The following is a 25,984-nucleotide window of genomic DNA, read 5'->3' as shown; positions in this document are numbered from 1 at the left end:
CTTAGCCTAGTAAGTATCTACGTCTTCTAATATCCTATAGGCAGAAGAATCTCGATACTCTTCATTCTTAAGAATACCATCAAAGATATCTAGTGCCATATCCGCCATTGGGCTATCTTTTCTATATTCTCGAACAGCGTTGTAGGCATTAATGATAACTTTCAATGGTTCATTTCTTAAAGTACGCTGAGATACATCGATACCAAAATGATTTTCATACTTGCTTGCTAATTTTATACAATCATTGTAGTGGTCACTGGAACATTTTAGTAAGAAATCGTAAAAAGGATGGTCCCGCCATTTACCGACATTGGAGTCTACGTAAGCAAATAAGAAGGTTCTAATTGCTGAGAAATCCTTTGGTTTAATATGGAAAAACGAACGATTATATATCTCCCCAATTTCTTTTGAATCTGAATCCAGAAAGCGGGTAACTATCTCTAAAGCTTTTTCAATTTGATGACTATGCTCAATAAATTCAAGTGCGGTTTTGATAACACTATTGGGTTCATTAACTTTTAGAAAATCCTCTAACAAATCTGATGCACCATCATACGAATTACAATAACCCAACGTGATAAGTTTCCCAATTTCCTTATTAGCTTCTTTAACTTTCAGGGCTTCTTTAAAAAACGGAATAAGTCTATCAAATCTGTAGTGTACCAGATATTGTAATGGCATTATTGAAACCTTTAGTATTCCTGGCGAAAAATCGTTAGATAACCTAAGGAATAGACTAAGTATCCTTTCTTTATCGTGCCTTAGTAAATATTGCATTTTATGTATGGCAGCTGCACGTGTAGATGGTCGCGAATTGTCAACCAAAACAGTTAGGGTGTCACAGATAAAGTCAAAGCTCTTTTCATCAAAACTATAATCCACCAATGCACTGGCCGCTGCTCCACGAACCGAATTTGCACCTCTGTTGAGTGCATCGTTACCAAGCTCACGACCTTCATCGCCATTTTCTAAAGCCTCTTTCAGAAAATCCAATATTTCTGGATACACTTTCTTTTTTTCAATAAAATATCGGTTTAACCAAATAAGATAAAGCTTGTTTTCATAATCAAAGTTTCTTTCGTTAATGGCCTGAAGCATTAAATTCTTCAGCACATCTGGTTTTACTTTACCATCTTTTAGTCCTTCTAAACCTTTGACAACATAAGTGTTAGAAATCTCTTTATCCTCAATGATTTGTTTTAGATAAGGAACGAATTCATCAGCATCTAAAGTAACCACATCGGCAAATCTTCTCCCGTGTTCATATTCTGCTGGGTAATTCCAAGAGTCGTAGTTTTTATTGGTATGCTTGTATTTTTTAAAACTTGTCTTCCAGTTATCAAATGTAAACGCATCATATTTGCCTTCGATAGGGTCACGGTTAACATATGTTTTTATTCCTTCTGGCTCTTTATTTTCGGTCTTTCCAAATTTTCTAAATAGTTCTTGATAGTCTTTTTCCCAACTTTTAGGCAGATTTCCTTTTGATTTGATTGAAGAAAGTAACTCGTATTTTCCAATCCCATACCAACTTTTATTAAAGGTTTTTTTATAGTCTACACTTAGTTCACTCTTTTTTTGAAATTTGGAAATGACATTTTCATCTATAACTTTTTGCTGGTTCGTGGTTAGGTCATGATACATTTCTCCAAAAACCTCTAACAGCATATACTTGAGATATTGATTTAGTCCATAAACTTCGTCTAATCTTCCTTTTTTGATAAAAAACTCATAAGCTTCATCCTCAAATGTTTGTGGATATTTGTATATGACCGTAAATGCTATGATTATTTCTGTGATGTAGCTGGAAGCCAAAAATTGTTGCACTTCTGCTTTTACAAACTCTGGTCTTTTAGGATAATTCTTTTCAAGATATTCTTGTAATTTATCTAACTGCTCGTAGTGTTTGTAAAGATCGATATTCTTACGGTCATATAATAGGTATGCAGAATCTACTATAATAGAACCGCCTCTATCAAACTTACGTTTGCTTATGATTTCTTTAATAATTCTTTTAACCAAGTCATAAGCTACATCTGGATGTATTTCCCAAAGTTTTTCATAAGCTTGGCCACCTTGATGTGATGGATAAAAGTAATTTCGGTCATCTGCAATATCAACACCTTCTTTAATGTCAATATGCTCGAATAAAGCTTGCGCAACCCAATCTGGAAAATGCTTTACACTATGCTCCAACACTCTATAAAACCAATACTCTTTCCTAAAGTTGTTTTTTCTTTTAAAACCTGTTCGACCATATCTATAGCAAGCCTTTCTTTAACGTTTTGAACGTGCCACAAGTAATCAAGAATCAATTCATCTTTTGTGGTTGAGTCTTTAAGATTATTATAATACTGAAGTAGGTATAATTGGTTATCTTGAATAGCAAGTGGTTTAAAGCATTGCAATATTTGCCTTCTGTAGGTATTGTCGTCTTCTTCAATAGACTTCGTAAAAATGTTTCTGTCTATAAAAAAATATTGCCAACCGGAACCCATAATTAAAGATGCAAAGGCACTGCAAAGGTCTTGGTCAATAAAAATAAACTGCTCTACAATATCTTGTTCCTCTATCGTAGGCTCTTCTTGAAACGCCAGCTGTTGCATAACCAATAACTTTATGTGGAATCGAATATCCGAATGTTTCAATAAAGACTCTACATCATTGATATAGTCTTCAAAATCAACATTTCGCTTGTAATTAAGTACTTGCTTAACTTTTGAACGCACGTACAATCCTTGGTGTCTATTGAGTAGATTTTTCACCAAATCTTTTTCAGATTTGAGAAAGTTGCGCGCGTAGGCATAATCAAAAAACGACTGGTGGAAGAACTCAACCTTATTACCTTGGTTTATGATGCCAGTAGATTTGAGGTAAATTATTTCTTTGTCATATTCGTCTTCAAATAAGAGTGAATCAATACTAATAACTTGTTTTTCGTACATTTTTTCCGCGACAGCGAAAATAAAATCAGAAGGTTTTCTTGAAGTAATCATGTTGGATTTTCTCAATACTTTCTGGCGCCATAACTCAGAATACAAGTCTTGTAAATTCCTAATCTCATTCACATCTAATCCCTCTTTGTAAACTCCTAAAAACACTTCGAGATGAAGTGGTACGGTCAAAAGCTTTATAAAGCTATCAGAAAATTTCTTTTTGGGCTTAATATTGTGCAATACTAAAACCTCCTTCACTGTTGCTACATCAAGTGGCCCTATTTTGAAGGTTTTTTTGCCTTTATAGTTAGCAATAATTGGGTCATAATTAAGGTCGTAAATTCGTGTTGAAATTACAATTTTAACCTTGGGGTGGTTTTTAAAACGCTGTATTAGATTGTCGTAAAAGCGAAGCGGTTTTAAGTCTGAAGAAAGCGCCTGAGACAGTGCATCGATTTGATCAATCAAGATAACACCACGTTCCCTTGCACCAATGAACTCGTTGAACAAGTATTCAAAATCTACCTCTAAGCTATATTCCTCATTTAGCTCTTTAAAAGTACTAAATGTCATCCTATCTGCCTTAAACGATACTACAGGAATGTTTCCTTCTTTCAATTTATCATAAACGGCAGACATAATTACGGTCTTTCCCATTCCTGCATTACCAGCAACTACAGCAATATTAGATTCGTTTTCCTTTAGTTTGCTCAAAATCCAATTAAAAATATCTTGGACTTCCTCTCTCTCAATGGTAGAATCTTTAATCTTGCCAAAGTGTGATTTTACCCTTGTAATATCATTAGAAATTAGCTCGATTTTTTTATTCGCTTCTTTCAGATCAAAAGTCTGAGTTGGGTCTAGCTTAGTTACCTCTTGAGATTCTTTTGAAGGAGTAAGTTCGGCACGATAGAAATAGCGGTTAATTATAGCATTGTTCAATCGTACAATAGGGTCTAAATCCACTCCATTTAATGTGGCAACACTAATTTCATTAAGTAATAACAACAGTTCTTCATAAGCTCTTTTCTTATCAAGCTCTGCAAATGTTTTTTGCTTGACCAGCTTATTAAAAATCGGTTTTACACCAGGTTCTTTCCACTGGGTGTTAAAACCTGACAAGTAGGTTTTTGCACCTTGTGTGAAGTCCTTGGAAACAACAAAGTAATAAGTAAAGTCATCAATATCATAAATCAACTGGGAGTCATCATTATTAGATAACTGTCTCTCTAAGATGTGATATGAAAGTAGTTTTACAATCTCTGAAAGAACTGTTGTAACGCCAATATTTGTTGCAAGCTTTTTGCATTGAACGACGCCTTTGATTTTACCTTTTAAAAACAACATTACATCCGCACCCTTTTCTGCCACGCCTGATGACAACTCAGCATCATCGTAAATGCCTTCATAAAGACCATTTTTAATCTGGTCCTTAAAATAATGATATACTACCTCTTCAAACTCTCTTGGTTTAAGGGTGTTAAAATCTAAGGCTCTATTTGCGTAAACTTCTTGCTTCATTTTACTTCTAAATTATAATACAATTCCATCTTCCAGTAACCATTGATTTATATTTTCCTTTCTTATTCGAGTTTTGTTTATTGAGTACTATGTGCTTTTTTCGTAAAACAACTTTGCAATTGCCTTTTGTTGACCTGTTCCCATGAAACGATGCTCTACAAGTTGCTTGATATCATATTGCGGTAAACAACACATCGTTACTTTTTCTGCCAATCTAAATAGCTGAATATCGTCATAGCCAAAAGCCACCTTTGCCCTTTCCCATAAATCAATACACCACTTCGATTCTAATGCCATATCCATATTCCCAGTAGAGACATAATTTCGTGCCCTTTGGAAAACTTCTGTGATTAAGTAGCAGTTGCTCTCAGAAACAAAAACAATTTCTGCGTCTGGATAAGCCTCAAATTGTTGCTTAAGTGGGTAATGATATTTTGAGAAGATAAATCTCCAATGCCCCAATGCAGATTTTTGTTAGGTGAGCGAAACTTTACTTTAAAATACCTCGTCTGCTTACCATCAACAATTTTTATATCATCAATAATATTGATGATATCAATAAAGTTTTCTGTATAAATTATCCTGTTGGCTTCAAAATGACTTCTCGCTACTTCAAGCGCCAGGTACCAATTTTGATACCATACACTACCATTTATTGCACTGCCTCCAGAATAAGGCATCTAAGCATATTGTATTAAAAGTTGCACCATATATTCTTGTTAATCCGAAAAGATTAAAAACTAATTATTGCAAAATAACAATTTTACTTCGCCATATTGTGGCGTTTAATAATTAAATTTACTTCGACACCATTTGGCGATATGAGTATTTATCTTTGATTTTCAATATTATGGCAAACTACACTTTACTTAAAAGGTTATCCTGCATTGTGCATATCACAACGCACAAGGGTTGTGTTTCAAAACAGGAATTGATTAAAAGGTTGTTGTGTGACTATGATATAGACACGACGCCCAGAACCTTTGAGCGCGATTTGAAAAATCTTAAAGACAATTTTGGCATTGAGATAAGTTACAACAGAGCAGAGCGTGGTTATCTTCTGGTAGAAGAAGATAATAGCGTGCATCGGTTTTTAAAATTTGCCGAGTTTTCTTCTCTGGCAGAAATCTATGAAGAAGGAATGAGAGATTATTCAAGTTTCAATAAATATGTGATTCCTGATGACAGTTCGGCATTTACTGGGCTACATAATATGGCCAGAATACTAAAGGCAATTACGCTTTCGCGAAAGTTAACTTTTAGAAAAGAAAATTACTTAAACAAAACATCCAAAACATATACCGTTACACCGCTACGACTAAAGGAATATTTGAAAAGATGGTATCTCATAGCCGTTCCAGAAGATATTGAGGACATAAGAAGTTTTGGATTGGATAGAATAAACAATCTTCAGATTACTGATAAAAATGCCCAAACTAAAAAGGCGTATGAAAAGCAAATAGAAGCCTATGGTGATGTGGTAGGTCTCAACTTTGATGAAACCGATGAGGTACAAAAAGTAATGCTCTCTGTCGAAAGTAATCAATTAAAATACTTAAAAAGCCTGCCATTGCACAAGTCGCAAGTGTGCTTGGATTCTGGAGATGATTGGGGAACTGTAATTTACAAACTCAAGCCTAATTATGAGCTTGAGATGCAACTATTAAAAATGGGTGAAAAGGTGGTGGTTATGGAGCCAAAATGGTTGAGAAAAAAAATGAAAAACCGCATTAACGAAATGATGAGTAATTATGTCTGAAAAGGAAAACATAAAAAATATTTTAAAGGATTCGCCAAGTGTTAATCTACTTAAGTTGCGAAAGTTAGACATCGTAATCACGTTCTTTTATGATACGTTCAACCAAGATAGAAGCTCAATATTGTCTGATGATTTACATAGGCTATTAGAAGATTATCTTGAACATTATGAGGTTGATATAGAAGATGATATAGAGATTCATCAGACCTTTGATACGTATGAAGTAAAGTCCAAAAGGTCTATTAAAAAATGGACGGATAGCGGATTTTTAAGCAACTATTACAATGACAATGGTGATGTTGTCTACCAGTTATCGCCTTATACCATTAAGACAATAAACTGGTTACATACGTTAAAGAAAAAGGAGTTTGTAGGTGCCGATTCCAAGTTCAAGGATGTATTTAATCAATTGCAGGATTTAGTAGAAAACACCGATGCGAACGTCAATAAAAGGATTAAAAGTCTCGAAGAAAAAAAGCAAAACTGGAAGAGCAAATTCAGGACTTAAAAATGGGTAAAGAAGTTGAGACTTTGGATGATTTTCAAATTATACCAATGTTCGACAGGCTTAACAGTACTGCCAGAGAATTATTATCAGATTTTAAAGAAGTAGAGGATAACTTCAAGAAAATCACAAATGAAATCTACCAAAAGCACTTAGACCAGTCACTATCTAAAAGTGATGTATTAGACTTTACTTTTGATGCTCTCGATAGGTTAAAGGAAAGTCATCAAGGAAAAAGTTTTTATGCTTTCTGGGAGTTCTTAATGGACCGTTCTCTACAAGAACAATGGAAAAATCTTACCGAACAGCTGTATAATAAACTGGATGAAAAAGGAATAAAAAGTGATGACACCTTTCTTAAAGGTATAAAACGCTATTTATTCAAGTCTGGTAAAAAGGTGTATGAGGCGAACGATAAAATGGCTGAAAAATTAAGCCGAATAATTAGAGAAGGGAATGCCGTAGATAAGTTGATAGTCAAAAAATTAATTCAAGATATTAAAAAGCATCTTTCCGTCATAAGCGAAGATAGAGTACGACCAGATTTATCGATGGCGTTAGAAACAGGAATTGAATTCAATATTCCATTTGAGAGAAAACTCACTTTTGAGAAAAAGAAGATTCATACCTATAAAACAAGACCTACAAGAGCTGACAATAATATTACTCTAGCAGATGATTTTAAAGCTGTTGTTACCAGAAAAACGATTAACAAAACAAAGCTAAAATCAAACATTAAAAATGTTCTTAAGACCGCTAACCAGACTACACTGACCGAGGTAATAAATGTAAGTGGAGGAATTTCTGAAGGATTACCAGAGTTGTTTGGCTACTTCGAGGTTTTACAAGATTTCACTTACGAGTTTCAAGGTGATGAAACGCACACAGTAATGTTTGACAATGAAAAGAACAAGTCTATACAAATACCACAAATTTTAATAGTAAAATGAATTTATTAGAAAAAATACAGCCCTATTCCAAAGCAGTTGTAAGACTACTTAAAGGAACGGTAAATAAGAAAGATAACAACTGGAAAGATGTTGTTTTTTACAAAAAAGAAATTGCGGACTACCTCAGTATTATTGGGTTAGAGTTGGTTATCCGAGAAGAAGATGGTTACGCCTTTTTAAAACAATTTATCATCGATGAAGATAACAATACACTTGGATTAGTAAACAGAAGAGCCATAGGATTTGAGGTTTCAGTAGTGCTGGTTATTCTAAGGCAGATGTTAGAAGACTATGAGAATAATCCTGTAGAAATTCAGTCAAGAATAAAGTACATTCTCAAAGAAGACCTCAAAGCGGAAATCGAGCGTTTCCTACCTCAAAAGTATAACACTGTTCAATTCTTAAAGGACCTCGATACCTACATCAATAAGATTATTGATTTAAAGTATTTAAAGGAAGTAAACGAGAGTGATGAGCAACCAAAATATATTATTCATAAAATCATAAAAGACAAAGTCTCACTTGATGTATTAAATGATTTTAAAAATCAATTAGAAGATTATGTCGAGTCTATTTAGCACAATATCAAGTGAAGCAGGTTTCAGGCTTCAGTATATGGAAATTCTTAATTGGGGAACGTTTGATGAGAGTGTCTTCAGAATAGAACCTAAAGGGAATAATTCTTTACTTACGGGAGCAAATGGCTCTGGTAAAACTACGTTTATCGACGCGCTACTTACTTTAATAGTTCCTTTAAAGAATAACCGTTTTTATAACCAGTCTTCTGGTGCAGAAAAAAAAGGAGACCGCACCGAGCGCACCTATGTTCTGGGTCATTATGGAGATATTCAAAAAGACGGAGAATTAAGTACTACTACGCAAAGTTTGAGGGATACCAATTGTTATTCAATTTTACTGGCCAATTTTGAGAATACTGATGGCAAATCTATCACGCTTTTTCAGGTAAGATGGTTCGCAGGTAATGATATGAAAAGAAGCTTTGGAATTGCGTATCAATCTCTTGAAATTGAAAAAGATTTTACACTATTTGATGGCGGTGGAGTCTGGAAGAAGCTCTTGGAAGCAAAGTACAATCAAAACAGCACCAGACGAAAACTTGAATTTTTTGATGGCCCAACTAAATATGCCGAACGTATTACCAAACTCTTTGGGATGCGCTCGGTAAAAGCGTTAAACCTATTTAATCAACTTGTTGGGATAAAAGTCCTTGGAGATTTAGATGGCTTTATAAGAAATGAGATGCTTGAGTCTAAGGATGCAGAAGAGGAGTATAAAACGTTAGATGAAAGTTTTGCGACCCTTATGAGCGCAAAAAGAAACATTGAAAAGGCACAAGAACAAATCAAACAACTTAAGCCTATCGATGAGCTGGCAGAAAAGTTCGCTACTGAAAAAGAGACATTAACGCAATTAGAGAAGAAAAGAGACACATCACTTTACTGGTTTGCAGAAAAAGGCAAAGAACTGTCTGAAGTTGAACAACAGAGATTAACTGCTGATATTGAAGATAGTAATTCAAAAATAAAGGAATTAAAATCTCAGCATAGCGACCTTCAAACCAAATTCAATAAGGTAGAAGCCCAGATACAGAATGATGAAGTCGGACAGCAAATAGAGGGATTGAAAACAGAAAAAGCAAATGCTGATGCTGAGACAACAAACCGAAAAAAACAACTGGAATCGTACAACACTATTGCTTCATCTGTTAAATTCACAAAAAATCCCTCTGAGAAAATATTTCAGGAATCATTTAATAGTGCTGAAACAAGCATCAAAGAAATCAAAAAAGAACGCCCCATTCAAGAGAAGCGCTTTTATGATTTAAAGGCTGAAATTGAAGGAAAGGTTGAAGCGATAAATGGAGCTGTAAATACCGTAACGAGTCTTAGAAATTCAGGAAACAATATAACAGGTCGCGTTTCAGAGATAAGAAATGAAATAATTGATGCGATAGGCGTCACCAGAGAAGATATTCCATTTGTTGGAGAGTTGATTGCAATAAAAGAAACAGAAACCGCTTGGGAACTTGCCATTGAGAAAGCATTGCACAGTTTTGGTCTCAAACTATTAGTATCCGATGCCTACTACGAGGCGGTTAACAACTACGTCAATAAAACTAACCTAAATGGTAAGATATCCTATGAGCGTATTCGTTCCTCTTTCTCTATCAAAAACCTCTCCCAACAAGATTATGGGGACGACTACTTGCTCAATAAATTAGATTTTAAGACCACAAGTCCATATCAAGAATGGGTAGAACAAAATGTGACCACGCGTTTTAATTTTCTCTGTACCAATGATATGTCCGATTTCGCCAAATCGGAAAAAGCTATTACCACGAAGGGACTTACAAAATACGGCAGAGGAAGACACGAAAAAGACGACAGACCATTCTCACTTTCAAAAGAACGTTATGTTTTAGGTTGGGACAATACCACTAAAATAAGTTACTGGAGAACCCAAGTAAAACAATTGAGGGAAGACAAAACGCTTCTGGAATCTCAGTACAATACGGTTGAAAACGAGTTAACTGTTTTAGATACAAAACGGGATAACCTAAATGACCTCATAAAGTTGTTCCCATCGTTTGATATAATAGATTGGAGCACTTCAGCAAAGACTTCTGAAGGGTTGAAAAAACGTATTGAAAACTTAAAAAAATCCAATAACAAGATTAAAGCCTTAGAAGATGAACGAGATATTCTTAAAGGTAAATTAGATGGAAACTCAGAAGAACAAGGTAAAATACTCAAATATATCGGTAAGGTTGAAGCTAATATGGAAACTGCTGAGAAGCTATATAACGATAACAGCAAATTACTAGACTCATTGCCAGTTCATCAAATAGACATTTCAGATTTTGAGTTGAATGACGATAGTGTTAAGGCTATTTCGTACACCAATTTTGAGGCAACAAAAGCAAAATTTCAAGAAGAGAATAATGGTAAAATCTCAACACTGACCGATTCTATCGGCAAACTCGAAAAATCTCTGGGCGACAAGATGAGAGTGTTTAAGCATCCGCTAGAAACAATTAGAAACCGTTTTCCATCCTGGGAAGCTGATGTGAGTAATCTGAGCTTAAATGTTGATTTAGTTTCAGCGTTTCAAGAAAAGTACAATGAACTTATTGAAGAAGATTTACCCAAATATGAGAAAAAGTTCAGCAACTATCTTGAAGAGACTTTAACCAACAAGGTTGGAGAGTTCAATGAGTTTTTTGACTCCTGGTCTGAAGAAATAAAGGAAAACGTTTCGGCATTAAACGATTCATTAAAACAGATAGATTTTGAAACCGTACCACAAACAACGTATATCCAATTGGTTGCAAATCCTAAAAAGACTGATTTGATAATAGAGTTCAAGGAATACTTATTAAAGGCCATTCCTAATTTCAAAGAAATACATAGTACGGTAGATGGAAAGAAAGTGCACTTTGAAAATGCGATTGAGCCCTTTATCAATAAACTGCGAGATTTTGAATGGAGAAGCAAGGTTATGGATGTAAGAACTTGGTATGAATACAAAGCTGAAGAATTTTATCGAGAAGACGACACAAAAAAGAAAACCTATGCAGGAATGGGGCAACTCTCTGGTGGAGAAAAAGCACAATTGACCTATACGGTTTTAGGATCTGCAATTGCGTATCAGTTTGGATTGACGAAGACAGGAACCGAAAGTGACTCTTTCAGATTTATAGCCATTGATGAAGCTTTTAAAGCGCAAGACAGCAAAAAAGCAAACTATTTAATAAATCTTTGCAAGCAGTTACACTTGCAATTGTTAGTTGTCACACCTAGTGATAATATAGACATTGTAGAAGACCATATCTCGTTTGTACATTTTGCATCTCGTAAAAATGATAGAAACAGTTGGCTATATGATATGACTATAGAACAATTTCAAGAAGAGCGCGAAAAATATGTGGTAGACGAAGTATGATTACACCGGTAGAAATATTCAAAAAAGCATTAAGAAGGTACCCCTCTTATTTACAAAGTAAAATAGCTGGTACAGAATTTTTCCCGCTGGTAATACCTGGAAATAAAATCCCTAGTAAAAGCACTTCAAATTATAGTGAGGAAATAAAAAGGCTCTATTTGGATTCGAAAGAAAAAAGAGGCTTTGGTTATGAGATTACCTATACAGAAAAGCGAAAAAAAGGTTTGGGTCTACAGAGCCTACCAACACTTTTTTCTTTTCTAAATGAAATTGATTTTTTAAAATATTTAGGGAAAGAAAAGGAGGTTGAAATATTCATACAACTCAGTCAAAGTACATTTAAGATTTTTCCAGACTTAAGAGATCTTGTTTTAAATAAGCCGTCTATTTTACAGAAAAATATATATAAATGGGAGGATTACCTCAAGGTTCTAACCTACTTCAAAAACAACCCGCGTCCAAACCTATACAATAGGGAATTGCCTATAAATGTCCACACCAAATTCATTGAAAACAACAAAGGACTTTTACAGGAGCTTCTCAACATAGTTTTAGAGCCAGAATACCTTGATGAAGAGGCTAAGAATTTTGAAAAACGCTTTGGGCTCAAGAAAGCTGAGCCAATGATACGGTTTAAGGTTTTGGATGAGCAAATTTCTAAAAACCACTTTGCAGGATTTGATGATTTGGCTTTGCCACTTAGTGCATTTAAAAAATTAACAATCCCTTTAAAACGTGTACTTGTCGTAGAAAACAAGGTGTCTTTATATAACGCGCTGACTATCCCTAATAAAGAAAGTACAATCGTCATTTTCGGTAAAGGCTACAGCGTTGTAAACCTAAAAGCTGTTGAATGGCTAAAAGACGTTGAACTTATTTATTGGGGCGATTTTGATGCGCACGGATTTGATATTCTATCTCAGCTAAGAGGTTTTCACGATAATGTCAAAAGCATACTAATGGACAGAGGAACTTTCGAGAAATTTTACCAAGGTGATAAAGGAAAAACGACCTTTGCCGAAGTACTACCAAATCTTATGGACCGAGAACAAGAATTGTATCAATATTTAAGGACAAAGAATCTAAGATTAGAACAAGAAAAAATTCCGAGAGATTACTTCATTGAAGCCTTTGGCAGACTGTAGCAACTACACAAAAGGATTAATCTCCGCAGCAGCCCCACTAGGTAACCCCAAGCCACATATTGCGATTTTCCTTCATCTACATCCAGATGAACAAACGTATTGCCTACACCGATGCGTTTAAAGCCAACATCACGTGCTGCCATAGCCAGATTGTTGCGGATTGATTTGGAAGAAGCTCTGATATCCACAGCTTTACAAGTAGGTATTTTATGAGAAGAGTTGCGCAAGCCACCTAATTTACGATTATGAGCCTCACTTCGGGCTCCAGAGTTTATCCAACTGAATATAGGATAACCGGTTTTCAGAGATAGGTTGTGCAGCATCGCTATAAGTCGTCTCTCCATACAGTTTCCAGAGCCAGGCATATCTGGGCTGTCAAAGACCGAGAGATCCACAGCAATGCCATTTCGCTTATATGGCTTAGACTTAACGCTCGACTTGCTAAATTTATAAGCCAAAAAAGCGCCACCCATAAGTAGCGCCATTGTGCCTAATCCTATATAAATATGGTGGTTATCGTTTAATGCAGTTAAGCCTTGTCTTTACAATTGCAGGGCTTCTTTTTCTGCTGACTTTCCTTGTATCTCAAATATAGGTCAGAGCCTATTTTAATAGCACTTAGCAAGGTAAATGTAGCAAAAATGTAATTGAGCGTGTTACTTCCTTTATCTACGTTCTTAAGATTTTCTTTTTGTTGTAAATCTGAATTTCGGCTTCCAGCTGCTCGATGTATTTTTCAAGCTCTGTAATACGGTCACGCTGTTTAGTAATCGTGCGCGACATTGAGGTATTTTTATCCTCAAGCTACCTGATGCGTTTTTCCATTTTTTCAGACCATTGCACCCGGTTGGTCACAATGCTGTCATTGGCCTGTGCGTTAATATGCTGTATCTCTGCATTTTTCAATTTTCAACAGTATTTACCTGAAGAATTGCTGTCTTGTCCGGATGAATTTTCAGAAGAAGCTTAATGACCTTTCTGCCTTTGTTCTTTACAAGTTCTTTGACCGCTTGGGAAAGATGTTGCTGGTCGTCAATTTTTTCAAAACCATAATCAAACAAAATGTCATTTGCAGCATCGGTGTTATGGAAGACGATATAGTCTATCCTGTTCTGTGCGAGATTTTTGGGGTTATTGTTGCGTTTCATAGGGTATCGTTAAAAAAGTACAGCCAGAGCTAGGTTTGGGGGAAACCGTGACTCTGGCTGTCTCAATTAGGGAAAGAGTCAAGACTCAAGTCGGAGCTCCAACTATCGTCTCTTACGTCTTACAAGGCGTGACTTAGACCGTCTCGCCATCGGTTTTCTGACATATCGACGACGGCTTACAGGTCTCCTGCGAGAACGCCTCTCTCTACGTCTGGGTTGCCCTAATGGTCTGGGTTTTCTACGACTGCGTATCAGATCCAGTTGTGGGAGCCCTGTCGTACGTGGCGCACGAGAGAGTTCTGCAACGTTCTGACCTTTAAACAAGTTGCCTAGATTTGCTCTTGCTTTAATGGTAAATGTGAATACGGCCGTAACACCATCTTCCACCATTATCTGAAGGGAATCCTGTCCCGTCACGTCCATCTCGAAGTTGTCATCGTCAATGAGTGTTTGGGTAAAGTTTTGTGGCGAAGTCGCATTCCGCGGTTGATACACTCTGGTCGTTTTTGAACCTGAAGCTGTTCTACGCTCCACACGCAGTACATTATTAAACTGTAGCGGATTGCTCACAGAGTACTTCATTCCCGATATTTTAAAAGGGTTTGCCTTACTCTCTTCACGTACTTCCTTGTGACTGGATTCTTCTATCTCTACGGTCACACCATTAGGCTGTGCCACCTCACGGTTACCGCCAAAAACATTTGCCTCTGCTGCTGCTCCAGATTTGTTTGTGATCACTACCGTTAGGGTACGGTCGTTAGGATCAATCTTGCCTACTGTCGCTGCGGTGTAGTCGTCATAATCATCTTCGTACTCGACTTCATCTGCATATTCATCATAGTCGTCGTACTCGACTTCATCTGCATATTCATCATAGTCGTCGTACTCGTCTTCAAATTCATCATCATAACCATCTTCCAGGCCTTTAAAGCCTGTATCGAAGTCGTCCTCATCGTCATAGTCATCATAGTCCTCTTCGTGGTCGTAATCGTCGTATTGGTTTTCTGCGTCTTCTTCGTAGCGCATTAACTCGTCGTTATAATCTTTCATTAGTCTGGGATTTGTCCATTGCAACAATGGAGTTTTTCATCTCAAGAATATGTTGTTCCTTATTGGTTGGCGCATCTCTAAATGCTTTGCCTTTTTGGTGGGGACAGCCGCAGTCTTCTTGTTTTTTTCTGCGAGCTTTTTTGCCTTCATCTTTTGAACCATAGGTGCTACCAGTAAGGTTCCTATTGCGATGCCAGCGATTCCTGCTCCTTTCAATACATTATAGATTGCCAAGCGATGTCATTTTTCTGTGCCATTTTCGGTTGTTTTTGTAAAACTGTTTGTAATAATGGGCAGGTCTCTAAACCTTGTGAGCACAAAGATTAAGGGAAGTAGAGGGTTTACCGTAGTAAGGTATGGGACTTTGGGACGGAGATAGAGATGCTGGAGCTATAGAACAAGCTATAAATAAAGAAACTAATAAAGGAATAGATGTTGCTATATATGTCAAGTAAATATATGTAAAAACTTGACATTATTAAGAATTAAACTATCTTTGTAGTGCTTAAACTATGAATATAACAGCATACATAAAAGATAAGATAGCTAGTATAGATGCAGGAGATGCATTTACATACGATGATCTTGCTATATCTCAAGGTGAGTTTACAGCTGCATCTAAGTCTTTAAGTAGGCTAGTTACTGCTGGTACTATAAAGAGATATAGAAAAGGTGTTTATTATAAGCCTAAACAAACAGACTTTGGCGAATTAAGACCTAGTGATACAGAACTGCTCAACATTTATCTTTTTGAAGATAACAAACAGGTGGCCTACATTACTGGAGTGCGCTTGTACAATCAATTCAGGCTGACCACTCAGGTTCCTAACGTGGTAAGAATTGCTAGTTTTTCAAAACAAGTACGTGGTAAGGTAGGAAACACGATGGTACGACCTGCAAAGAGCTATGTAACCGTTTCTAAAAAGAACATTCCATTACTACAGGTGCTCGATGTTGCAAAAGACTTTAAAAATATTCCTGATGGCGATAGCTCTCAAATTCTTTCATTTCTCAAAAATAGAATAGCTCAATTTTCGGCAAAAGATCTTGAACGTTTTACCGCTTTCGCGAAAGCGTACCCACCTAAAGTTGCTGCCTTAATAGGTGCCATCTACGAGTTTATGGGATTAGAAAAACAGAGCAACGCATTGCGTGAAAACATAAATGCTTTAAGTACCTACACCTTTGGGATTTCCAAGGATCTATTACCCACAATAAACAACTGGAACATCGCTTAATGAAATTACACGAATATCAGGAACCCTTCAGAAATGCGATACGCGCCGCCGCTGATCATTACGGCATTGCCGAAATATTTATTGAAAAGGACTACTGGGTCACTTTTGCGCTCAAACAAATTTTCACAAATCCTACGTCTAAGGATATTACTGTTTTTAAAGGTGGAACGTCTCTATCAAAGTGTTATAAGATCATCGAGCGCTTTTCAGAAGATATAGATCTCGTCATCATCACTACTGAGGAGGAAGGAAGTAACGCCATCAAGAAGAAACTTAAATTAGTCACAGAAGCTGTGGCCGAACCTCTAACTTATGTACCTGATCATTTAATCGAGAACAAAAAGGGTAAGATCAGAAAACTGGTGTACAGTTATAATAAAAGCGGAATGGATGGCGCCTTTGGCCACGTCCGTGACGAGATTGTGGTTGAAGTCTCAAGCTATGGAAGCCCGCATCCCAGCAGTACGATCGAAATACACTCGATGATTACCGGTTTGATTGCCAGTACAGGAAATGTGGATCTGATAACTAAATACGAGCTCGAACCTTTTAAAGTAGTTGCGCTAGATATTGAGCGTACCTTTTGTGAGAAAGTGATAAGTCTGGTGCGATTTTCATATACCGAAAACCCTTTGAAAGACTTGGCAGATAAAGTAAGACACACCTATGATTTGCACCAATTATTAAAGTTAGAGCGGATACAAGATTTTCTAGCAAGTGAAGACTTTTCTGCAATGCTCAATCAAGTAGGGAAAGATGATGACAAAGCAATACCTAATGATAAGGAGTGGCTATCAAAACACCCAAGCAAAGCACTCATATTTGAAGATCTTGAAGGCGTTTGGAGCAAAATAAAACCAACTTACAACGGCTCTTTCAAAGAGTTGCTTACTGGCAAATTACCTGCTGATGAAGAGGTCTTGAAATCTCTTAAAACTATTAAGAATCGTGTGAGAGAAATTAAATGGGAGATGTCATAAATTAAACAAACTCAATATCTATTACCCATTAACTCAATATCAATATGAACCCATTAGATCAATTCAAAAATATAAATACAAGCCAAAAAGCTATAGAAGCAGCGATGGGTAGTATTGCAAATTTAGATTGGGTAAATGAAATGACTAAACGCATTCAGTATCCTACAAATATTGCGACATTTGGTGGTGCTTTAGATATCCTTAAATCAATGCACCAACATCCTGGAATTGAATCGATGAATTCTATTTCTAAAGTGGCATCTGGAATCGCACCGCTATTAGATTGGTATAAAGACAATCCACTTAAAAATCAGATGGATGGCATTATATCCAATCACGCCTTGCTCAATCAGCGCTTGTCATCTTTATCATCTTTGTCATCAATGTATGCTGAAAATTATGTGAAGCCATTGAATGCTATGGAAGTTGCACTGAGAGGAATTTCTACAGATTTTTTGAAGAATATTTCATTTGATGACCTTGATGTAGCTGAAGAGGAATATGATCTTGTTGAGGAAGTGACTGAAGTGATTGCATCGCAGGCAAAAGTCCTTCAAGTTACTCCAAGTAATTATGTATCTATTGAGGTATTTCAACAGTACCAAAATCAGGTTCTTGAGGAGCTAATAGCGATAAAAAACAAAACAAAATCAGAAAAAGTAATAAGTTTTGTAAATAATCTAATGGGTATCATTTCATTTATTGTAATGATATTCACTCTCTATGGCGACTCTCAAAAATTGAGTAATAAAGAATTACTGGAAAAATTCAGAAATGAAACTGTTGCTACCCAGAAAAAAACTGAAATCAAATTAGACAAAATTCTAAAGGAAATAACCAGACAAAGAAGAGCAACTACTAACGTCAATTTAAGAATTAGTAATAAAAAACGAGCAGCCAAAAAAGGTCTGGTTAAAAAGGGACAATCTGTAAGTGTTATCGAAACTTTGCATAAGTATCTGCTAATCTATTATATAGATAATGAAACAGGAGAGCCAAAAACTGGCTATGTTTATAAGAAATACTTTGAAAAGATTGATTAAAATTACATAGGCCCAACCATTCCATCCTCTTGATAACGCAACTTATCTGAAATCAATTTTACAATGGCATCGTTCTTTGTTTTGTAAATATTGTTGCCGTCAAAATCTTCTTCATTCGGTAGCATTTTTACTTTACGGCTTTCTTCCTGGTCGATAAATTTTTTACAGGCACGTATAAACGCTGCACGGCTCCAACCACGTATACGCTGCTCTCGCATATTGATATAAACAAAGAAACTTTTCTGGATTTTATATTCCTGTTCTATGATCTTGCCCATAGCAAAGGCATTAGAACATAACTCGTATTGTTCATCTACAATGAGCTGCCCAATACGTACCATTTGATATTTTGGGATACGTTCTCGATAGCGCGTCACATCATCCGCCTGATGGTGTAAGCGCAACCACGTACAGTTTTGCCATTCTGATGTAGTAATTTTTGCTACGGACTGATGCGTGAGCACAATGTCGATTCCTTTATGACGCACGGTACATAATGCACCGATCATCGATTGTCCTTTGGCGCCAGTCATCTAGTGGTTGCTCGCTTTTTTCTTGTGCAACATTTTCTTCTACCGTTTTGCGGAACTCTGGTTGCTCGCTGGATGGTGTCACAGGTTCTTCTGGCATCTGGTGCGGTCGGTCTGGTTTCCAAACGTTCCAGCTTTTTTGCTTTTTGGGATCATTTTCTATTGGTCGATCGCCACCGATATCTTTTTCTATCACAGGTTGGTTGAGCGGACTACTGTCTTCGCCCTGAATACTTTCAAACGTGATTTCTTCTGGTGCTGGTAAGGACGTCCTTAACTTCTTGAGCTATTTCTTCTTTCATAAATTCTAATTGAGTTTTGCGATAAAGTTGACCACATTGTTTTCCAGAACTTGAAGATTGGCTACAAAAGGTTTGTAGAAGCTTGGGATGGAAAAGATTCCATCGCACTTATGGTAGTTGTACATCACAGCTCGCTTAGACTGCTTAAAACTCTCGCCTATCTTAGCATAACTGGTATCAGTATATTTCTTCAGTAAGAAATAACACGCCATCCTGGCATCACGGTATTCTTGAATCGTGCAGGTGTAAAACTCCTGTTCTTGAAGATCAAAAATTTGGATGCTCTGCGAGATAATTTACAAAACGAGCAGTTTTACCTTTTGGGTATCGCTGGATTTAAGCTGGGCATTTCCAGAAAGATTATTGATGACTTCTATGGTCTTAACTAGTCCAAATTTTCTTATAAGCGTATCTACACTGTGCTGTAAATCGCTATAATCAGGCTGTTCTTTTTTCATCTGTCTGTGAATTGATTCTCACGAGCCAAACTACCAAAAGAGAGTTTTCAGGGATTTGTTAATTGTATCCTAGTAAATTATGGAAATTTTACTATAATGTTGCTGTTTGACAGACCTATTCAATTAAACCGCATAAAATGAAGTTAGAAACCATTGAAGAACTTAAACGAGAAATAAACTCATACGAAATGGTTGCTTTGTTAAAGGCTTGTTACAACTATTTTGATATTGAAATCGAAAAACCCAAAGCTTTATGGGTTCCACTCACGATAATGAAATGGACTTATTTGTACGGTACAAGAACCAAACCGGTAAAACCATTAACTGCCAAAGCTTTTCGAACACTTTTTGACGCTATTATGGAATTTGATCCCGATCATATTTCAAACTATATGAAATCTCAAGGAATTCATCGAGCCTTTGCGATACTACATTATCAGCAGTTTTATCTTCAAACCGCAGTACATAAGGAGCGTTTTAGCACACAATTAAAGTTATATAAAATTCTAAAATCGCGGTATGACATTTCAGCCTCTTTTAAAAAGAAAACTGGTCTGTCTATTACAGAATTTTTAAAAATATTACAATGTATGTGGTTGTACGCTCAAATGAAACAATCAGAATTTCCCAACACAAAAATTACGGGCTACGTAAGTCAACCTATACTTGATAGTATGTCTGAAATCTTTGGGAAGATACAAACCGAACGGTTCATTAACCTCTTAATGATAACGCCATTGACCGCAGCAAAAGAAGCTAAAAAATGGAAAGGAACTAATGCTACAAAATATGAGATGATGGAACACTCATTTCTCACATTATTTCCATTTCAATGGTTTGAAAATTCTGTGCGTATTGTGCATCCATCAGTTTTCAATTATACTGCAAACTATTACATCTACGATTATATGAAGATCAACGATCCAAAGTTTACAACAGAATTTGGAGCAAGATTTGAAAAATATATTCAGTTAGGATTGGACGAAATAAATATTAATTACAAAATTGAGAGTGAGTTAAAACGATCTCTTCCCGCGAAGCACAAAGTCATAGATTTTTTGATTGATGATAATATTTTACTTGAATGCAAAGCTATTGAGCCTAAACCATTAGCATCAATCAATCCAACAGACGATTACGTGTACTCATCATATAAAGACTCACTTTTGAAGGCTTATTATGCTCAAATGCTACCTGTATCAAAATTTTTAAATCCCGATCAAGAGAATTGGGGAATCGTAATAACGCATAAGCATATCTTCTGGTCAGATTACAGAGAACTTTATCAGTTTACAAAAGACAGGTACGCAAATAGCGTTGATAACATCCAGTTGCCACCAGAAAATGTAGTTATTATGGATATTCATACCTGGGACTTAGTCATAAATGTTATTGTGACTGGTCAAACAACATTGCCAGATCTACTGAAAAAAGCAAGAGATGCTAATGCAAACCATCTTACAAGAAAAGCCCAATTTGATATGCAACTGGACGATTTTGATCTTAGGCAATTCCAACTCTCATATTTGGCTGAAGAGACAGAGTTATTAAAATTATAGTACTTCAAATGAGCAATCTATTCAGTTTTATTCCGCTTTCGCGAAAGCGTACTGAAAACAAAATCAGAAATAAAGATGAATAGCTTGTAAACTTTGTTAGTTTTAGGAACTGAACAACCTTGTATAGCACTAAATGGCATTATTCCAGACATTTGTACTCAAAAAATATCTTGCACAACAGGACACAAACGCAGTGGATAAGGCATATCGCAAGTACACTAAATTCTTTCTCTACCTTGAGATACAGCAAAATATGCACAAGAGTAACGAGGAGCAAATACAGGCTACCTTTCTTACAGAACTCTTTGTAAACGTGCTCGATTATACCATTAATCCTAAGCCCAAATAGAACCTAACTACAGAGTATAAAAACGAGAAAAATAATCGCAAGGCAGACGGTGCCATTATTACTGAGAAACAAACAGTCACAGTAATTAACAAAACATATCAGCTTGAATGGCTAGACCTCTTCGGGCAAAACAAGAAAAAAGCACAAGACCTGCAATCACAAATCAACACCCTGGAGCAACAAATAGATGCAAAGGTTTATGAGCTGTATGGATTGAGTGACGAAGAGATAAGGATTGTAGAGAATGGGTGGAGATGAAGTCGATATAAGTAAGTTGAAGATTTATGATACAAGTATGTTTCCTAAGTTAAATAGAGAAGATGTCAAAAAAGATCATCATTTGTATTTACTCAACTTAACATTAGAACCTTATATAAGATATATTAAGTTTACCGAAGAGTATCTTGATAACAAAGCTGAAGAATATCAACAGAAGCACCTGAACTCATTAAACAACGAGAACGATAGCTGGATTGTGAGTGATGAGTATGCATCAAAAATGCACGAGATTGATCATGAATTTGCGCAACGATTTAGAGAATCGATTATTGTACAATTGTTTTCATTTATAGAAGGTTCACTTGTTGGTTCTTGTGAGATGTATTACTCAAATAAAGATTTAGAAGATCCTAGTGATTTTCATTTCCCAGAAAAAGGAGGTTTAGATTATGTTAAGTCATTTTTAAAGAACAATGCTGGGATTGAATTGAAATTCATTAATGATGAACTCGATTTTTTCTGCAAGCTAAGGACATTGCGTAATAGAATTGTACACCATCAGACCACATTTTTTACTGACGACAAGAAAAAAATAAATCAATTAAAAGCTCTTTCAAAAGGTAGATTTCAAATGCAAAGTAAAGATGATTTTATGACGATGTATTTTCTATATTTTGACAACCCAGATTTCTTATTTGAAATCATAGAAAATATAAAGTCTCTTTACTTAATGTTAGGGAAAAGAGGAGTTTATTATTAAAAGAAAATTTATGCCAAATAAAAATCATTTAAGAATTATCCCAGAAAGACAAATGCAGGAATCAGGTGCTGTTAAATTCAATTATGGATTTGCATCTACCGATGAAGAAAATACGCGTGAGCCCAATTATAATTATATGGCCCGTGTATTTAGAAGAGATTTGCGTAACTATGAAAGTGATGTAGTGGCAAAAATTGAGGCTAGAGATGTTTCCATAGACGTTCCCCATAATGTTGATTATGTTGAGATAGAGTTTATGGGGCAATTTCATCTTGAAGAGTATTATGAAAAGTGGTATAATACTTTTGGGCTTGAAGGTGTAAGATTTACTGAGTATAATAGAAAGGGTCTCTTTGCAATAGCTGATCGAGAAAAATTCGCCAATTTCATAGCAAGTGTACAAGCTGTTATTTTAAAAGGAACGCGCAATGCACAAGCACAAATACCTTCGCGATATGTTCTCTATGTAAAACATTTTGAATTGCTCACTTCTGCTGATATTATTCAATTAGACACCGAAAGACTAGGTAATGTTGTGATGCTTAAAACCATTGAGTTACCTGCAAATACCGATTTAGAAAATGAAATAATTAATGCACTAGAAGCTTATTTAATTGAACAAGAAATTAGTCACACGATTGACAGAGAAGTAAATAGAATAGAGCTATATGATGTGACTGCTGCACAATTATTTGTAATAGCTCAAAATTTTGATATTATTGAAAGTGCTACATCCTCGTTAACAGGAGTTGTTAGACCAGGTATTTACAATGTTGTTAAACGTGGTGCTGGTTTTGAAATAGCAAACTCGGATCAAGATTTACCCATTATAGGTATTTTAGATACCGGCATCAGTATGGAAACTCCATTAGCTTCTATTACAATTAATGATGACAGTTTTTCACTAGATGGAAGTCCACTTATAGATACATATGATAGAGATGGGCACGGCACTATGGTTGGCGCTTTGGCTTCGCTCGGAAAATATAATCATCAAAATGAATTTCAAGGAGAAGTAAATGCAGATGCAAAACTATTATCAATAAAGCTTTTAGCAGATGGACGTGGTTATCTGTCTGAAAATAAGGTTATCAAACTATTAAGAGATGCGAAAGACAAATACCCTGGAATGATGATTTTTGTCCTTACAATTTGCTATACTGACCCTAAACATAAAAACCAACCTTTTTCTAACTACACATTTGAACTTGACAAGTTTGCTCACGAAACAAATAGTCTAATTTTCATAAGCACGGGCAATAATGATATGTCCAAAAACGAGAATACTGATTATGATTTAGAATATTTTAATAATGACAGTACTAATCTGAGTACTCCAGCAGATTCAATGAATAATATGACCGTAGGAGCTGCGGCTGATGGACTTTACGACGGTGCGTTTAATGGAATAAGTATGGGCAAAGAGTATCCTACAATTTTCTCTCGCAAGGATGCTACAGATTTGGCAGCAATATATCCGCCAACAAAAAAGAACAAAAATCTGTTTAAGCCAGACGTAATTGAAAGTGGAGGAGATTATGGTTTCTACAGACCAAATACTATTGATTTTATGGATAATGCTGCTATTTCCGTTCTTTCAAATAATCCAGCGAGAGGTTATATGAAAGAAGTCGGCACTAGCCTTTCCGCTCCATTAATTGCAAATATAGCTGCAAAACTGAAAATTGTCTACCCTGAAATTAATGCTCAAACAATAAAAGCGTTAATTATAAATAGTGCTAGTTTAGAACGTACGATTTATCCAGAAAATGTAAATCTACTTTTAAATAGAACTGCTGGTTATGGCGTAACAGATATAGATAAGGCATTGTTTTCAAACGAGAATGGCGCAACATTAATTTTGGAAGATACCATAAACTCTGATGAACAAAAGATTTACCCAATCAACTTTCCCGAGTATCTAGTAACAGCCGATTTAGGTAAGAAAAGAGGAATATTAAAAGTGACTGGTACATTGTGTTTTAGTTTTTTACCGTTACAGCATAATCAACTTACATATTGCCCAATACATATGGCTTTCAGTGTGTTTAGAAATCATACTTCAGATCAAATAAATAGTAAAGACAAAGATCTTAATAGCAAACTACGAACTGGTCAAACCTGGTCTCAATCTGCAAGAGCAAAGAAAAACCCAGTTCCCTATAGTAATGTTCAAAAAATTGAGTTCAACATTAACTTTGAACATTTGAGAGATGAAGATCAAGTATTAAAGCTTGCAGTACAATCCAGATTATCCAATCAGATTATGCCTTCGCAAGTGGAAAACTATCCAACAGAATATAATTTTTCTTTGGTATTAAAAATTGAAGAAACTGTTAGAAATAGTACAGGTAGACTCTATGACGAACTGCGAGCTATTAATAACCTAGAGATCATAAATAATATTGAAAATGAGATAGACTTAGAAGGAGAAATTTAAACTTGTAATGACTTTTTTTCTGATGCGACAAGTTCTTTCCAGATGGTAGTGTCGATCTTTGTAATCGATTTGGTCGACTTGTCATTCTGTTTAAATAAACTTCTCTTAATTGCAGTCATTAAAGTTTTTTGGATGCTATAGTAAGATAACCCTTTACTTTGAGTCATTATCTTACTAGCCGCTGCTTTATTGCTGAAGGTAAATCCACTTTTATTCAAAGTCAGTTCAACAAGACTCTTGATTTGCTCTCTATTAGGTAAAGAAAACCCAATAATACTATCAAACCTTCTAGTCAAGGCTGTGTCGAGCATTTCTTTTTGATTTGTAGCTGCTATAACAATGCTGCTCTGAGGTAAATAATCGAATAATTGAAGGATAGTATTAACTACTCTTTTCATTTCGCCGTGATCCTGACTATAATCTCTTATTTTTCCAAGACTATCAAATTCATCTAAAAATATGATGCAATTCTCAAGTGATGCTTTTTTAAAAATCTTAGAAAGGTTTTTACTTGTCTCTCCTAATTTAGATGAAACTATTGCTCCCAAATTAACGACAACCATCATCTTTTTTAATTCGCCAGCAATCACATAGGAAGCTAATGTTTTACCACATCCAGAAGGACCGTGTAAAAGTAATTTATTAGAAACAGGAAGATTAAATCGCTGAAGTAAATCTATTTTATTATGCTCTTCTACAAAATGCTCTAATTCTTGCATAACAGAATCATCAGCAACAATATTCTCAAGAGTATAGTCAGAAGTTACTTTTTCAAGAATTAATTCTTGAATATCACGATCATCTATTCTTTGATGGTAGGAATCAGAACCAACTTTGGTCAAGTTATTTGCACTTTGTTGACGTATGGATTCCTTTACTATAGACTGTAATTGAATAGCAAAATTTACTTTTTTGGTCTTCTTTGAGTGTTCAACTAATTCATTAAGAGCAGACAATAATTGTTCACGGTCGTTTTCCAGACCGTATTTTGCTATCTCTTTTATGTGATCAAATTGACTCAAAGTATATCGTAATTTCAATACAAATATAACGGATTTTCTTATCAGATCAGTATTTCATCACTAAGAAAGTGCTTTTCATCTTCCTGAATTTCAGCTAAATGAATCAA

General features: G+C 35.6%; 23 protein-coding genes and 2 pseudogenes. 12 read left to right on the top strand and 13 right to left on the bottom strand.

The genetic code is table 11. The features are described from left to right. Positions 1-6 precede the first annotated feature (6 nt). The 4 genes from BST86_RS01640 to BST86_RS01625 form a co-directional block, all read right to left on the bottom strand. Complete coding sequence (locus BST86_RS01640; RefSeq protein ID WP_105981736.1) at positions 7-2,199, bottom strand: hypothetical protein; 2,193 nt, start codon at positions 2,197-2,199, stop codon at positions 7-9. Then, the gene (locus BST86_RS01635; protein ID WP_105981735.1) at positions 2,181-4,457 is read right to left on the bottom strand and encodes an ATP-binding protein; all 2,277 of its coding nucleotides are present in this window, start codon (positions 4,455-4,457) and stop codon (positions 2,181-2,183) included. The genes BST86_RS01640 and BST86_RS01635 overlap by 19 nt, the downstream gene beginning before the upstream one ends. An 87-nt stretch (positions 4,458-4,544) precedes the next feature. Then, positions 4,545-4,760: a hypothetical protein gene (locus BST86_RS01630; RefSeq protein ID WP_105981734.1), complete on the bottom strand. Its 216-nt coding sequence runs from the start codon at positions 4,758-4,760 to the stop codon at positions 4,545-4,547. A 47-nt stretch (positions 4,761-4,807) separates the two neighbouring features. Then, the gene (locus tag BST86_RS01625; RefSeq protein ID WP_105981733.1) at positions 4,808-5,137 is read right to left on the bottom strand and encodes a hypothetical protein; all 330 of its coding nucleotides are present in this window, start codon (positions 5,135-5,137) and stop codon (positions 4,808-4,810) included. Positions 5,138-5,307: 170 nt separating this feature from the next. On the opposite strand from BST86_RS01625, the gene BST86_RS01620 reads away from it, so the two are divergent. From BST86_RS01620 to BST86_RS01595, 5 genes and pseudogenes are all read left to right on the top strand, one after another. After that, entirely contained in the window at positions 5,308-6,216 is a 909-nt protein-coding gene (locus BST86_RS01620; RefSeq protein ID WP_105981732.1) for a helix-turn-helix transcriptional regulator, read from the top strand. Beyond that, a pseudogene (locus BST86_RS15160) lies at positions 6,209-7,671 on the top strand (DUF3375 domain-containing protein). The gene BST86_RS01620 and the pseudogene BST86_RS15160 overlap by 8 nt, the downstream one beginning before the upstream one ends. Continuing rightward, entirely contained in the window at positions 7,668-8,249 is a 582-nt protein-coding gene (locus BST86_RS01605; protein ID WP_105981729.1) for a DUF4194 domain-containing protein, read from the top strand. The pseudogene BST86_RS15160 and the gene BST86_RS01605 overlap by 4 nt, the downstream one beginning before the upstream one ends. A gap of 37 nt (positions 8,250-8,286) precedes the next feature. Continuing rightward, positions 8,287-11,634 (top strand): ATP-binding protein, encoded by a 3,348-nt coding sequence (locus BST86_RS01600; RefSeq protein ID WP_172443292.1) that lies wholly within the window; start codon positions 8,287-8,289, stop codon positions 11,632-11,634. Then, positions 11,631-12,779 (top strand): Wadjet anti-phage system protein JetD domain-containing protein, encoded by a 1,149-nt coding sequence (locus BST86_RS01595; protein WP_105981727.1) that lies wholly within the window; start codon positions 11,631-11,633, stop codon positions 12,777-12,779. Before BST86_RS01600 ends, BST86_RS01595 begins: the two co-directional genes overlap by 4 nt. Here the strand turns inward: BST86_RS01595 and BST86_RS01590 are convergent. The 4 genes from BST86_RS01590 to BST86_RS01565 all read right to left on the bottom strand — a co-directional run bounded on the left by BST86_RS01590 (position 12,749) and on the right by BST86_RS01565 (position 15,211). Further along, positions 12,749-13,264 (bottom strand): D-Ala-D-Ala carboxypeptidase family metallohydrolase, encoded by a 516-nt coding sequence (locus tag BST86_RS01590; RefSeq protein ID WP_242446436.1) that lies wholly within the window; start codon positions 13,262-13,264, stop codon positions 12,749-12,751. The two genes, BST86_RS01595 and BST86_RS01590, sit on opposite strands and share 31 nt — an antisense overlap. A 417-nt stretch (positions 13,265-13,681) precedes the next feature. Next, complete coding sequence (locus BST86_RS01575; RefSeq protein WP_197709215.1) at positions 13,682-13,927, bottom strand: hypothetical protein; 246 nt, start codon at positions 13,925-13,927, stop codon at positions 13,682-13,684. A 102-nt stretch (positions 13,928-14,029) separates the two neighbouring features. Beyond that, the gene (locus BST86_RS01570; protein ID WP_105981725.1) at positions 14,030-14,977 is read right to left on the bottom strand and encodes a hypothetical protein; all 948 of its coding nucleotides are present in this window, start codon (positions 14,975-14,977) and stop codon (positions 14,030-14,032) included. Positions 14,978-15,013: 36 nt separating this feature from the next. Then, positions 15,014-15,211: a hypothetical protein gene (locus tag BST86_RS01565; RefSeq protein WP_242446435.1), complete on the bottom strand. Its 198-nt coding sequence runs from the start codon at positions 15,209-15,211 to the stop codon at positions 15,014-15,016. A 278-nt stretch (positions 15,212-15,489) separates the two neighbouring features. On the opposite strand from BST86_RS01565, the gene BST86_RS01560 reads away from it, so the two are divergent. Genes BST86_RS01560 through BST86_RS01550 form a run of 3 tightly spaced genes read left to right on the top strand, consistent with a single transcriptional unit; the run spans position 15,490 to position 18,238 of the window. Then, positions 15,490-16,215, top strand: coding sequence for a DUF6088 family protein (locus BST86_RS01560; RefSeq protein ID WP_105981724.1), 726 nt, complete (start codon positions 15,490-15,492; stop codon positions 16,213-16,215). Continuing rightward, positions 16,215-17,195, top strand: a complete 981-nt coding sequence (locus BST86_RS01555; RefSeq protein ID WP_105981723.1) for a nucleotidyl transferase AbiEii/AbiGii toxin family protein — start codon at positions 16,215-16,217, stop codon at positions 17,193-17,195. Before BST86_RS01560 ends, BST86_RS01555 begins: the two co-directional genes overlap by 1 nt. A 44-nt stretch (positions 17,196-17,239) precedes the next feature. Beyond that, entirely contained in the window at positions 17,240-18,238 is a 999-nt protein-coding gene (locus BST86_RS01550; RefSeq protein WP_105981722.1) for a hypothetical protein, read from the top strand. Between the two features lie 2 nt (positions 18,239-18,240). Here the strand turns inward: BST86_RS01550 and BST86_RS01545 are convergent. The 4 genes and pseudogenes from BST86_RS01545 to BST86_RS14995 all read right to left on the bottom strand — a co-directional run. After that, positions 18,241-18,771, bottom strand: a pseudogene (locus BST86_RS01545) (zonular occludens toxin domain-containing protein); the annotation flags it as partial. Then, the gene (locus BST86_RS14845; protein ID WP_172443278.1) at positions 18,716-18,964 is read right to left on the bottom strand and encodes a hypothetical protein; all 249 of its coding nucleotides are present in this window, start codon (positions 18,962-18,964) and stop codon (positions 18,716-18,718) included. The pseudogene BST86_RS01545 and the gene BST86_RS14845, both read right to left, overlap by 56 nt. Before the next feature lie 111 nt (positions 18,965-19,075). Next, complete coding sequence (locus BST86_RS15000; protein WP_242446434.1) at positions 19,076-19,282, bottom strand: hypothetical protein; 207 nt, start codon at positions 19,280-19,282, stop codon at positions 19,076-19,078. A gap of 84 nt (positions 19,283-19,366) precedes the next feature. After that, a complete protein-coding gene (locus tag BST86_RS14995; protein ID WP_242446433.1) occupies positions 19,367-19,528 on the bottom strand; it encodes a hypothetical protein in 162 nt (53 codons plus the stop codon). 137 nt (positions 19,529-19,665) lie between these two features. Here BST86_RS14995 and BST86_RS01535 point away from each other — a divergent pair, with 137 nt between their 5' ends. From BST86_RS01535 to BST86_RS01520, 4 genes are all read left to right on the top strand, one after another. Next, positions 19,666-21,087, top strand: coding sequence for a hypothetical protein (locus BST86_RS01535; RefSeq protein ID WP_105981721.1), 1,422 nt, complete (start codon positions 19,666-19,668; stop codon positions 21,085-21,087). Positions 21,088-21,220: 133 nt separating this feature from the next. After that, positions 21,221-21,436, top strand: a complete 216-nt coding sequence (locus BST86_RS01530) for a hypothetical protein (RefSeq protein ID WP_105981720.1) — start codon at positions 21,221-21,223, stop codon at positions 21,434-21,436. A 244-nt stretch (positions 21,437-21,680) separates the two neighbouring features. Beyond that, on the top strand, positions 21,681-22,415 hold the full coding sequence (locus BST86_RS01525; protein ID WP_105981719.1) for a hypothetical protein: 735 nt from the start codon (positions 21,681-21,683) through the stop codon (positions 22,413-22,415). Positions 22,416-22,425: 10 nt separating this feature from the next. Further along, the gene (locus tag BST86_RS01520; RefSeq protein ID WP_105981718.1) at positions 22,426-24,855 is read left to right on the top strand and encodes a S8 family peptidase; all 2,430 of its coding nucleotides are present in this window, start codon (positions 22,426-22,428) and stop codon (positions 24,853-24,855) included. Here the strand turns inward: BST86_RS01520 and BST86_RS01515 are convergent. Beyond that, positions 24,852-25,877 carry an AAA family ATPase gene (locus tag BST86_RS01515; RefSeq protein WP_105981717.1) on the bottom strand — a complete coding sequence of 342 codons (1,026 nt, stop codon included), beginning with the start codon at positions 25,875-25,877 and terminating at the stop codon, positions 24,852-24,854. The genes BST86_RS01520 and BST86_RS01515 overlap by 4 nt on opposite strands. Between the last annotated feature and the right edge of the window lie 107 nt (positions 25,878-25,984).

The sequence above is a fragment of the Nonlabens agnitus genome, assembly GCF_002994045.1.
Classification (GTDB): domain Bacteria; phylum Bacteroidota; class Bacteroidia; order Flavobacteriales; family Flavobacteriaceae; genus Nonlabens; species Nonlabens agnitus.
The sequence above is the reverse complement of the archived record's forward strand: the minus strand, read 5'-3'. Positions and strand labels throughout refer to the sequence as shown.